Raw genomic sequence first — 12,563 nt, 5'->3', positions numbered from 1 at the left:
AAATCTAAAAACTTACTACTTTTACCACATAATAAAGCAAATCTACACTAAGTTTAGATATTGCCAAACCATAAAACAATGTTACAATTACCTTTTATTAGAGAGAACAAAGATGCAATTATTAATCGTTTAGCAGTAAGAAATATAGATGCTAAACCATTAATAGATCAAGTGATTAGTTTAGACGAAAATCGCCGTACATTACAAGCACAACTTGACAATGTATTAGCAGAATCTAATAGTATCTCCAAAGAAATTGGAATGTTGTATAAGTCTGGTAAAGCCGAAGAAGCTAACGCACTAAAAGCAAAAACTAGTGATTTAAAAGAAAGTTCTAAAACCTTATCAGAACAATTAAATGATACAGTAAATAATTTAAACGAAGTACTGTATCAAATACCAAATGTACCGCATGAAAGTGTCCCATCGGGAAATACCGATGAAGATAATGAAGAAGTTTATAAAGAAGGAGAAATCCCAAAACTTCATGGTGAAGCTTTACCACATTGGGAATTAGCTAAAAAATATGACATTATAGACTTTGAACTTGGTAACAAAATTACAGGTGCAGGTTTTCCTGTTTACAAAGGAAAAGGTGCAAGATTACAACGTGCATTAATAGCTTATTTTTTAGATAAAAATACAGCAGCAGGTTATACAGAGTTTCAATTTCCGCACTTAGTAAATGAAACTTCAGGATTTGGAACAGGTCAATTACCTGATAAAGAAGGACAAATGTACCATGTAACTGGAGATAATTTATATTTAATTCCAACTGCAGAAGTACCTGGAACTAATATCTTTAGAGATGTAATTTTAAACGAAAGCGACTTACCTATTGGTATTACTGGATATACACCATGTTTTAGAAGAGAAGCTGGAAGCTACGGTGCACATGTACGTGGTCTAAATCGTTTACATCAATTTGATAAAGTAGAAATCATTAGAGTAGAACATCCAGACAACTCTTACAACGCATTAGACAGCATGGTAAATCATGTAAAAGATATTTTAAAAGAACTTAAATTACCTTACCGTATATTACGTTTATGTGGTGGCGATATTGGTTTTACTTCTGCTTTAACATTCGATTTCGAAGTATTTTCGACTGCGCAAGACCGTTGGTTAGAAATATCTAGTGTATCTAATTTTGAAACTTTTCAAGCCAATCGTTTAAAACTAAGATTTAAAAATAAAGACGGCAAAAACGAATTAGCTCATACACTTAACGGTAGTTCTTTAGCATTACCTCGTGTTTTAGCTGGAATTTTAGAAAATTACCAGACAGAAAAAGGGATTAAAATACCAGATGTATTAGTACCATACACAGGCTTTGAGTGGATTGACTAATTAATCCCAAAAAATTAAAAACTTAATAAAAACAAGGTAGGTTTTTCGGTAAAGTGTTAAAAAAAGACGTTTTTTGGCGTTTTTTGAACTTTTGTCTTTGAAAAGAGTCAAAAAAATCTTTAATTTGATAATACCAAATAAACCTACTTTGTATGAAAAATATTGCTAGACTCGTACTATGCATTGTTTTTTTAGTTGTGATTGTTAAAGTTTTAAATACAGATTTTACAAATTCTAAGAAAGCAAATAACAACATAGTAATGGCTAACAAATAAATACATTACATAGATATACCCCAATCTTAGTAATTGAATCTTATAGTGAATATATGATTAATAGCACTTTTATTAGATTGGCTTATGCCTGATTAGCTTCAGGCATTTTTTTTGCACAATATTTACATAATCTACCTTCTGCTTTTGTTATCTTTACCACTATGTACAAAAATTGGTTATTTATAGCGTTATTTACCTTTATAAGCATTAATAGTTTTGCTCAAGAAGACATTATTGCTAAAGAATATTTTAAAAAAGGTGAATTTGAAAAAGCATTAACTAGCTACCAGAAACTATATAAAGAGCAGCCTAATAATCAATTATATCTATTTCAAATTGTAAAAATAGAACAGGAATTAGAACGCTATAAAAATGCTGAAAACAGATTAGTAGACGCCATTTCCAAAAGAGAAAACCCAAATTTATTAATAGAATTGGGTTATAATTTTCAGCTTCAAAACGATACTATACAAGCACAAACTAACTATAACAAAGCATTAAATTATTTAAAGGATAGGCCAACTTATGCCTACTCTATTGGACGTAGTTTTGAAAGTCATTCTCTACTAGAACAAGCAATTACAACCTATACAACAGCAATGCAATTAAAGCCAACTTTAAACTTTAATATGCAACTTGCAAAAATTTATGGAGAGCAAGGAGATATCTCTAAAATGTTTAATAGCTATTTAGATTTTGCTGCTACAAATCCAACCTATCTAGATTATATTAAAAGAGAAATTAGCGAATTTATTACAGAAGACGGTGACAGCAATGCCAATCAATTATTAAAAAAGACACTGCTAAAAAAAATTCAATTATCTCCAGAATTACTGTGGAATGATATGCTTAGCTGGTTATTTATTCAGCAAAAAGAATACAATAAAGCTTTTGCCCAAGAAAAAGCAATTTACAAAAGACAACTAGAAAGTTTAGATAGGATTATTGAACTTGGTTTGATTGCAGAACAAAACCAAGACTATCAAATGGCAATTTCAATATTTGATTATGTAAACCAAACCTCTCAAAGTCTATTTGTAAAAATAGAAGCCAGTTTAAAAACTATGGTTTTAAAAAGTATTAGTACAAAACCAGAAAATTTCAACAAAATTCAGCAAGAATATTTAGACTTATTAGACCAGTATGGTTACACTCCAGAAACACTTTCAGTACAAAAATCTTATGCGCATTTCCTTGCTTTTACATTAGATCAACCTGAAGAAGCTATAAATATTTTAAAAAACACTCTAGATTACAATGTTCCAGAATTACAAATTGCAGAAATTAAACTGGAATTAGGTGACATTTTAGTTTTCCAAGAAAAGTTTAATCAAGCATTAATTTATTACACTCAAATACAACGTAATCTAAAAAACAGTACAATTTCTCAAGAAGCAAGATTTAGAGTTGCAAAAGCAAGCTATTATAAAGGCGATTTTAAATGGGCAGAATCACAATTAAAAATACTTAAAGCTTCAACATCACAATTAACGGCAAATGATGCATTAGACTTAAAACTACTAATTAGCGATAATCGTGTAGAAGACAGTACACAAACAGCATTAAAAAAATATGCAAAAGCAGATTTGTTAGCTTATCAAAATAAAAACAGGCAAGCAATTATTGTTTTAAACGATATTCTAGAAACGCATAAAACCGAAGTTATTATACCTCAAACACTTTTAAAACAAGCCGAATTATTTGAAAAAATTGAAGAGTTTGATAACGCAAAAACTAATTATTTAACTATAATTAAAGACTTTAAGGATAGTATTTTATTAGATAACGCATTATATAATTTAGCCCAATTATACTCCAATGTTTTTCAACAACCTGAAGAAGCAAAACAGTATTACGAAACTTTAATTTTTAATCACCAAGACAGTATATTTTATGTAGAAGCACGTAAAAAATTTAGAATGCTTCGTGGTGACAATATCAATTAAAACGCAATCTTAACATCAACAAAAATCATAATATAAAGATGATTATTTACAACGTAACCGTAAACATAGAAGACTCTGTACATAACGAATGGCTAACTTGGATAAAAGCACATATCCCTCAAGTATTAGCAACCGGTAAATTTAAAGAAGCAAAACTTACTAAAGTTCTTGTAGAAGAAGAAATGGGCGGACAAACCTACTCTATTCAATATCGCGCACATTCTAGAGAAGCATTAAACGATTATTATGCAAATCATGCTGAAGCATTAAGACAAGACGGTTTAAAAAAGTTTGCAGACAAGATGCTTGCTTTTAGAACAGAATTAGAAGTTGTAGATGAATATACTGTGGATTTTAAATAAAAAACCACAAAAAACAAAAGTAGCCCAAAACCTATGTCTAAAAAATACCAAAACAAAACAGAAGTTAAAGCCAAGAAATATTTAGGTCAGCACTTTTTGGAAGACGAAACCATTGCGCAAAAAATTGCAGATGCTTTAACCTTAAATAACTATAAACAAGTTTTAGAAATTGGTCCAGGAATGGGCGTATTAACAAAGTATCTTTTAAAAAAACCAATAACAACATACGTTATTGAGATTGATACAGAAAGTGTAGATTATCTAAAAAATAACTATCTACATTTAGCACCAAGAATCTTAGAAAAAGACTTTTTAAAATATAATTTAAAAGACACATTTGGTGATCAACCATTTGCAATATCAGGGAATTTTCCTTACAATATATCTACACAAATAGTATTTAAAACCTTAGAAATGCGTGATCAAATACCAGAATTTTCTGGTATGTTTCAAAAAGAAGTAGCGCAACGTATATGCTCTAAAGAAGGATCCAAAGTTTACGGTATTCTTTCTGTTTTGACACAAGCATTTTATGATGCCGAGTATTTATTTACTGTACCACCAACAGTATTTAATCCACCACCAAAAGTAGATTCTGGTGTATTACGATTAATAAGAAAAGAAGATTATAGCTTACCATGTGACGAAAAATTATTTTTCAAAGTCGTAAAACAAGCATTTCAGCAACGCAGGAAAACACTACGTAACAGTTTAAAAACATTAGAATTATCTGATAATTTAAAAGCAAATAGTATCTTTGGGCAGCGACCAGAACAATTAAGCGTTAGTCAATTTATAGAACTAACAACTTTAATACAAAACGACAAATAAGCTTTCATTTGGAAGAAAAAGATAACATACAATTTCAGCTTACAGATCAACTAATAGAGCAAGTAGAGTCACTTATCGAACAACAACAAGATAAGCAACTTAAAAAACTATTAGATACATTTCATTACGCAGATATTGCCGAAATTTTAGATGAAGTAAATCTAGAAGACGCCATGTATGTTATAAAACTGCTAGACTCTGAAACGACAGCAGATATCTTAATGGAGCTTGATGAAGATAATCGAGAAAAGGTCTTAAAAAATCTTTCTGCTAAAGAGATTGCAGAAGAAATTGAAGAACTAGATACCGATGATGCTGCAGATATTATTGCAGAACTACCTGAAGAGCGTCAAGCAGAAGTCATCGCAAAAATAGAAGACTTAGAGCATAAAGCTGAAATTAAAGAACTTTTAGCCTACGACGAAGATACTGCTGGAGGATTAATGGCTAAAGAGCTTGTAAAAGTTTATGAAACTTGGACCGTTGCAGGTTGCTTACGTCGTATACGTGGTCAAGCCAAAGACGTTACTCGTGTACATTCTATATATGTTGTCGATAAAAACGAAAAACTTTTAGGACGATTATCTTTAAAAGATTTAATTACAGCTAAAAGCGAACAAAAAATTGCCGAATTATCAAACTCTAACGTCGACTACGTTTATGTAGACGAAGATGTAGAAGAAGTCGCTAGAGTAATGCAAAAATATGATCTAGAAGCTATTCCAGTAATAGATCAAGAACGTACACTTTTAGGACGCATCACTATAGACGATATTGTAGATGTAATACGTGAAGAAGCAGACAAGGATTATCAAATGGCTGCAGGTATATCGCAAGATGTAGAAGCAGACGATAGTATTTTAAAACTTACACGAGCACGATTACCATGGTTATTAATTGGTGTAGTTGGTGGTATTGGCGCAGCTAGTATCATAGACAGTTTTAGTGGTAATTTAGGACCTTATATTATACTTCTAAGTTTTGTACCGCTAATTCAAGGTACAGCAGGTAATGTTGGTGTACAATCTAGCGCAATTATTGTACAAGGTTTAGCAAATGGTAGCATTGGTAACAATGTATTTAAAAGGCTTTTAAAAGAATTACTTTTAGGTTTAGTCAATGGTATAGCAATTGGCTTATTAGCTTTCATAATTACGCATTTTGTATTTGGCGCACCTTACAACGTATCCTTTACAATAGGAATAGCATTAATTACAGTAATAATTATGGCAGCGTTAATTGGTACTTTTATTCCAATATTTTTAGATAAAAAAGGTATCGATCCAGCAGTAGCAACAGGACCATTTATTACAACAAGTAACGATATTTTTGGTGTATTTTTATACTTCTTAGTAGCCAAAATGATATTAGGATTTTAACCAAAATGAAAATTTTACACTTAGACACCAATCATCCATTACTAATCGATCAACTTAATGATTTAGGTTTTATTAATGACGAAGATCATACAGCTTCAAAAGAAGAAATAAAACAGAAAATCCATAACTATGATGGTTTTATTATAAGAAGCCGATTTAGTATTGATAAAAGTTTTCTTGATGCTGCAACCAATCTAAAATTTATTGGTCGTGTTGGTGCTGGATTAGAGAATATAGATTGTGACTATGCACAAAGTAAAGGTATCGTGTTAATTTCTGCACCAGAAGGTAACCGTAATGCTGTTGGCGAACACAGTCTAGCTATGCTTCTATCTTTATTCAACAAACTAAATAAAGCCAATACCGAGGTAAGTAATGGCAAGTGGCTTCGCGAAGATAATAGAGGTATCGAACTTGATGGAAAAACTGTCGGACTTATCGGTTACGGTAATATGGGAAAAGCTTTTGCAAAAAAACTAAGAGGCTTTGATGTAAACGTGTTATGCTATGATCTAAAAGACAATATAGAAGATGAAAATGCTACACAAGTCTCTTTAGAAAAACTTCAAGAACAAGCAGATGTTTTAAGTCTTCATACTCCAGAAACACCATTAACTATTGGAATGGTCAACCAAGACTTTATCAATAATTTTAAAAAACCATTTTGGCTAATAAATACAGCAAGAGGAAAAAGTGTTGTAACTTCAGATTTAGTAAGCGCATTAAAAACTGGTAAAATTTTAGGCGCAGGATTAGATGTTTTAGAATATGAAAAAGCATCTTTTGAAAGCCTTTTTTCTTCAACATTACCAGAAGCATTTCAATATTTAATAAACGCTCAAAATGTAATCCTTACGCCTCATGTAGCTGGTTGGACTGTAGAAAGTAAGGAAAAATTAGCCCAAACTATAGTAGATAAAATTAAAGCAAAATTTTGTTAACTTAGTATTTCAATTTTATACTAAATGACATACGATGCAAAAACTCCGGAAGACTATATTAGTCAAGTTCCGGAAGAGCGACAAGACGCTTTAAAAAAATTAAGAAAAACTATTAACGATAACTTACCTAAAGGGTTTAAAGAGTGTATAAACTATAACATGATTGGTTACGTTGTTCCACACGACATTTATCCTGATGGATACCATTGTGATCCAAAATTACCTCTACCTTTTATGAGTTTTGCATCACAAAAAAATTCTATAAATTTTTATCACAGTGGTATTTATGCTAATCCAGAACTACATGATTGGTTTGTAAAAGAATATCCAAAACACTGTAAACGCAAACTAGATATGGGAAAGAGCTGTGTAAGATTTAAAAAAATAGACGAAATCCCATACGAGTTAATTGCAGAGTTAGTTAAAAAAATGAGTGTAGAACAATGGATTACAATCTACGAATCCGCATTAAAGAAAAAATAAAATGAAAAAGAGAGTTACTGGAATTGGCGGAATTTTTTTTAAAACAAAAGATCCAAAAGCTTCTAAAGAATGGTACAATAAGCATTTAGGCTTAAATACAGACGATTACGGTTGTACCTTTTGGTGGAAAGATAAAGATGGAAAAGATTGCTCAACACAATGGAGTCCGTTTAAAGACGATTCTAAGTATTTTGAACCATCAAAAAAAGATTTCATGTTTAATTACAGAGTAGAAAATCTTGAAGAATTATTAGAAACTTTAAAACAAGAAGGCGTTACTATTATTGGAGAAATGGAGACTTATAGTTATGGAAAATTTGGCTGGATATTAGATAACGATGGTAACAAAATAGAACTTTGGGAACCCATAGATCAAGCATTTCAATAAATACTAACCTAAAACAATAATCCAATGAGCGAAGACAACAAAAACCTGGAAGATAAAGCTGAAACACTTAAACAACAAGCAGAAGACACAGTAGAAAATACAAAAGAACAAATTGAAGATACTACTTCAAAAGCCAAAGATAAACTAGAAGAGTTTACAGAAAAAGCTGAAGAAAAATTTGATCATATAAAAGCAGATGCTAAAGATACCTTTGAAAAAGCAAAAGCAAAAGCTAACGAGTTTATTAATGAAGATGCCAAAGACATGCTTGACGATGCTAAAGCTAAAGCATCAAAGATCGCAGATGAAGCTGAAGAGAAATTTGACGAATTAAAAGAAGACGCTAAAGAAACTTACGAAAAAGCAAAAGCTAAAGCAAACGAGTTTATAAACGAAGATGCTAAAGAAATGCTTGAAGATGCCAAAGAAAAAGTATCCAAATTCGCAGATGAAGCTGAAGAAAAAATGGACGAACTAGCTGAAGATGCTAAAGAAGTTATTGAAGAAACTACTAAAAAAACTAAAAATTTCTTTCAAAGATTATTTGGTAAAAAATAACTTAACAAAAGCCTAATCTGTAATTAGGCTTTTATTTTATTGTATAAAATTGTAATATTGCAATATCACGTTAAAATAAAATATATGGGATTTACTAAAAAACATATCTATTCTGATCAAGTAAATACAATAGCTAATTTTACTAAAGTTATTGGTCATCCAGCTAGAGTTGCCATTATACAACACATAAGCGAACATAAAGATTGTAATTGTAACGACTTAGTAAAAGCTGTTGGACTTGCCCAACCAACTATTTCGCAACACTTAGCCGAAATAAGAAAAGTTGGTTTACTAAATCAAAAAGTAAAAGGAAAAAACTTGTTTTACACAATTAATAAAGAACAATTAAATGAGTGTAGACGTGTTGTTAATGACTTTTTTGTAAAAACGCAAGTGAGTTGTTCTAAGTAATTACGACTCACTTTCGTTTTGCTCTGATAATTTACGTTCTAATTCTGCTTGAAATTCTTCCATAACAGGTCTTACGGTACTTTCTGGTAAATCTGCAATTTCGATATACATTAAACCGTCAACCGAGTTATTAAATAAAGGATCTACATTAAAAGCTACTAAACGTGCATTTTGCTTGATGTACTTTTTAAGTAATACAGGTAAACGTAATGCACCTGGTTCTATCTCGTCAATAATTTTATCAAACTTATTTAAATCGGCTTCGGTAGCATCAAACACAAAATCTTTATCTGCATCTTTAAGTTTTACCTTAAATTCTTTTTTAGGTCTTACGTATTGTGCTATGTATGGATCGTAATAATGCGATTTCATAAATTCGATCATTAACGATTTTGAGAAGTTTGAAAATTGATTACTTATACTTACGCCACCAATTAGATATTTATGTTCTGGATAACGTAAAGTTGTGTGAACAATACCTTTCCATAGTAAAAATAAAGGCATTGGTTTTTGTTGGTATTCTTTAATAATAAATGCACGACCCATTTCTATAGATTGGCTCATCATTTTATACAATTCTGGTTCGAACCTAAATAAATCCTGTAAGTAAAAACCATCTATACCGTAGGTTGCAAAAATTTTAGAACCTAATCCCATACGGTAAGCACCAACAATAACATTTGCATCACTATCCCATAAAAACATATGGTGATAATAGGTATCAAAAGTATCTAAATCTATTGCCTCGTTAGTACCTTCTCCAACTTCTCTAAAAGTAATTTCGCGTAAACGTCCAATTTCTCTTAATAGATTTGGCATTTTATCTGCAGATGCTAAAAAGACTTCATAATTTTTACTAGTTAGTAATTTTAAATCTGCGCCTCTTAATGCATTTACCTCAGCAATCATCGCATCTTGACTAACTGGTGTGACGATTTTTTTTGGAGGTTTGATACTTTTTTGCGCTTTTAAAGTAGATGAAATTGTTTCTATAATTTTCTCTTTTGGCTCAAAAGTATTAGAAAGCATGTAAGTTTTCTTTCTTATAAATTCTGAAAAATCTGAAAGATTACTATACTCGTTTTGATCGGCTACCGAAATTGGTTTTCCTATACGCACTTTAATAACACGACGTTTTTGAGTAAGCAATTCCGATGGTAGTTTAGCTGTTCTAAACGTATCACTTATTTTAGATAATTTATAAAATAATGTGCTGTTTTTGGCATGAAAATAAATTGGTACTACTGGCACATTAGCTTTTTGTACCAACTTCATAGCGGCTTCTTCCCAAGGTTTATCTACTAATAATTTACCGTCTTTGTAGGTAGACACTTCTCCTGCAGGAAATATACCTAAAGGATGACCATTTTGTAAATGCAAAATAGCATTTTTAAATCCAGCAATACTTGACTTTACATCCTTTCTATCTTCAAAAGGATTTACTGGCATTATATAAGGTTTTAATGGCTCTATTCTATGTAACAGAAAATTTGCGATGATTTTAAAATCGCTTCTATTTTCTAACATTAATTTTAATAATAAAATACCATCTATACCACCTAATGGATGGTTAGATACGGTAATAAACGAACCGTCTTTTGGTAAACGTTTTAAATCTTCTTCTGGAATTTCAAATTTAATTTGAAACTCGTCTAAAATCGCATCCAAAAACTCTAAGTTTGATAGATGTTTGTTACGATTATAGATTGCATTAAGGGTAGAAATTTTTAAAACTTTCATTAAAAGCCATCCAACAAAAGTGCCTAAAAACCCGTATTTATCAAGTTTTATAGCCTTAGAGACTTCTTTAGCTGTGACTAATCCCATTATATATTTTTAGTTAGTAGCTTACAAATGTAAGCAAACATTTATTTAGTTACTATTTGTACTGTATTTTGGTACATTTGTTTTAATAAAACCGATTTTCCTTTTTCTAAATTTTGTATGGCTTGATCATTAAAATGTCTAATAGTATACAATGAAACATTGTCGTGACAAGTCACCTTAAATTTAGCTTTTAGATGAAGTAATAACGGCTCTAAGTTATTATAATTGTTTTCAAAACATACCGAAAAACTTATGGCTGAGTTTTGAATAACATCTACTTTCATTTTAAATTTAGATAACAAGTTAAAAATTTCGCTAATATTTTCTTCTACTACATATGAAAAATCTAGAGTAGATAACGAAATTAAGACTTGATTTTGTTTTAAAATAAAGCATGGTACTTCTGGCTCTATTCCTTTATATTTTTTAACTACTGTTCCTTCATTTTGAGGTTGTAAAAAAGATTTTACATACAACGGTATTTCTTTTCCTTGTAAAGGCTGAAGTGTTTTTGGATGTATCACAGATGCTCCATAAAAAGCTAGTTCTATTGCCTCGTGATAAGATATTGTTTTTAAAAGTTGCGCGTTATTAAAATATCGTGGATCTGCATTTAATACACCTGGAACATCTTTCCAAATGGTAACACTTTGTGCATTTAAACAATAAGCAAAAATAGCTGCGGTATAATCACTTCCTTCGCGTCCTAAAGTGGTTGTGAAATTGTTTTTATCACTACCTAAAAATCCTTGAGTAATATTTAACTGCTTTGTATTTACTAATTGAGAAATTTGTTGTTGTGTTGCTTCCCAATTTACATTGGCACGTCTGTAATAATCGTCTGTTTTTATTAATTGTCTTACATCTAACCAATTATTAGAAATTCCTACTGCATCTAAATATGCACTAACTATTGTAGTAGACACCAATTCACCAAAACCAATAACTTGATCGTAAACAAAATTATAGTCTGGAGATTTGTTAGTCTTTAAAAATAGATTTAGCTCTTCAAATAAAGTTTTAACTTGAATAAAAACTGGATGTTGATCACTTTCAAAAATATCTAACAAAATTTGATTGTGATATTTAATTACTTCTTGTAATGCACTTTGAAGTTGTGATTTATCGTTAAAATAATTACTAATTACAACTTCTAATGCATTGGTAGTTTTACCCATTGCAGAAATAACAATTAGCGTATTATCATATCCTACTTGCTGTAATACAGAAACTAAATTTTTAATTCCTGATGCGTCTTTTACAGAAGCTCCACCAAATTTAAATACCTTCATTAATACTTTGTATGTAAGTTTTTATAGCGTCTCCTTCTAACTGAGCTAAATACCAGTTTTCTAAAATTTTTGCTCCTTTATTTTTATAAAACTCTATAGCATTTGTATTCCAATCTAAAACTTCCCAACAAACACGTTGAACACCTTGACTATAACCGTATTTAATAACTTCATCTAACAAAAGCGTACCTAAACCTTGACCTCTGTAGTCTTGTTTTACAATTAAATCTTCTAAATGTACTGTTTTACCTTTCCAAGTAGAAAATCTAAAATAAATTAAGGCTATAGCTACTATTTGCTTGTCATTTTCTGCTACAAAACAGGTAAATAAAGGATGCTTACCAAAACCATGCTCTATTAAATTTTGCTCAGTTACAATTACTGCATCTGGTTCTTTCTCAAAAACAGCTAATTCTTTAATAAGCTCTAAAACTTTAGGTATGTCTTGCTGTGTAGCAAAGCGTATATTAAATTTCATTTTATAAATTTTATCAAATATAGTTTAAACAGATTTATTAGA

Annotated in this window: 13 protein-coding genes; 10 read left to right on the top strand and 3 right to left on the bottom strand. The window is 30.6% G+C overall.

The genetic code is table 11. The annotated features are described in order from the left end of the window. The first annotated feature begins 78 nt into the window (after positions 1-78). The 10 genes from serS to IFB02_RS06935 all read left to right on the top strand — a co-directional run bounded on the left by serS (position 79) and on the right by IFB02_RS06935 (position 8,924). The gene (serS, locus tag IFB02_RS06980) at positions 79-1,350 is read left to right on the top strand and encodes a serine--tRNA ligase (protein WP_106687455.1); all 1,272 of its coding nucleotides are present in this window, start codon (positions 79-81) and stop codon (positions 1,348-1,350) included. 436 nt (positions 1,351-1,786) lie between these two features. Further along, positions 1,787-3,571 (top strand): tetratricopeptide repeat protein, encoded by a 1,785-nt coding sequence (locus IFB02_RS06975; protein WP_106687457.1) that lies wholly within the window; start codon positions 1,787-1,789, stop codon positions 3,569-3,571. 38 nt (positions 3,572-3,609) lie between these two features. Further along, positions 3,610-3,933: a DUF4286 family protein gene (locus IFB02_RS06970; protein WP_106687458.1), complete on the top strand. Its 324-nt coding sequence runs from the start codon at positions 3,610-3,612 to the stop codon at positions 3,931-3,933. Positions 3,934-3,966: 33 nt separating this feature from the next. Further along, complete coding sequence (gene rsmA, locus IFB02_RS06965; protein ID WP_106687459.1) at positions 3,967-4,764, top strand: 16S rRNA (adenine(1518)-N(6)/adenine(1519)-N(6))-dimethyltransferase RsmA; 798 nt, start codon at positions 3,967-3,969, stop codon at positions 4,762-4,764. Positions 4,765-4,772: 8 nt separating this feature from the next. After that, entirely contained in the window at positions 4,773-6,143 is a 1,371-nt protein-coding gene (mgtE, locus tag IFB02_RS06960; RefSeq protein WP_191072571.1) for a magnesium transporter, read from the top strand. 5 nt (positions 6,144-6,148) lie between these two features. Next, the gene (locus tag IFB02_RS06955; protein ID WP_106687460.1) at positions 6,149-7,084 is read left to right on the top strand and encodes a 2-hydroxyacid dehydrogenase; all 936 of its coding nucleotides are present in this window, start codon (positions 6,149-6,151) and stop codon (positions 7,082-7,084) included. Positions 7,085-7,108: 24 nt separating this feature from the next. Further along, a complete protein-coding gene (locus tag IFB02_RS06950) occupies positions 7,109-7,567 on the top strand; it encodes a DUF1801 domain-containing protein (protein WP_106687461.1) in 459 nt (152 codons plus the stop codon). Between the two features lies 1 nt (position 7,568). Further along, complete coding sequence (locus IFB02_RS06945) at positions 7,569-7,955, top strand: VOC family protein (protein WP_106687462.1); 387 nt, start codon at positions 7,569-7,571, stop codon at positions 7,953-7,955. A 24-nt stretch (positions 7,956-7,979) separates the two neighbouring features. Further along, the gene (locus tag IFB02_RS06940; RefSeq protein ID WP_106687463.1) at positions 7,980-8,513 is read left to right on the top strand and encodes a hypothetical protein; all 534 of its coding nucleotides are present in this window, start codon (positions 7,980-7,982) and stop codon (positions 8,511-8,513) included. Between the two features lie 84 nt (positions 8,514-8,597). After that, complete coding sequence (locus IFB02_RS06935) at positions 8,598-8,924, top strand: ArsR/SmtB family transcription factor (protein ID WP_106687464.1); 327 nt, start codon at positions 8,598-8,600, stop codon at positions 8,922-8,924. Here IFB02_RS06935 and IFB02_RS06930 read toward each other — a convergent pair whose 3' ends face one another. Genes IFB02_RS06930 through IFB02_RS06920 form a run of 3 tightly spaced genes read right to left on the bottom strand, consistent with a single transcriptional unit; the run spans position 8,925 to position 12,521 of the window. After that, positions 8,925-10,751, bottom strand: coding sequence for a GNAT family N-acyltransferase (locus IFB02_RS06930; protein WP_106687465.1), 1,827 nt, complete (start codon positions 10,749-10,751; stop codon positions 8,925-8,927). Between the two features lie 41 nt (positions 10,752-10,792). Then, on the bottom strand, positions 10,793-12,043 hold the full coding sequence (locus IFB02_RS06925; protein ID WP_106687466.1) for an aspartate kinase: 1,251 nt from the start codon (positions 12,041-12,043) through the stop codon (positions 10,793-10,795). Then, a complete protein-coding gene (locus IFB02_RS06920) occupies positions 12,030-12,521 on the bottom strand; it encodes a GNAT family N-acetyltransferase (protein WP_106687467.1) in 492 nt (163 codons plus the stop codon). Before IFB02_RS06920 ends, IFB02_RS06925 begins: the two co-directional genes overlap by 14 nt. Between the last annotated feature and the right edge of the window lie 42 nt (positions 12,522-12,563).

The sequence above is a fragment of the Mesoflavibacter profundi genome (genome assembly GCF_014764305.1).
Lineage (GTDB): Bacteria > Bacteroidota > Bacteroidia > Flavobacteriales > Flavobacteriaceae > Mesoflavibacter > Mesoflavibacter profundi.
This window is presented reverse-complemented; position numbering and strand designations above follow the sequence as displayed.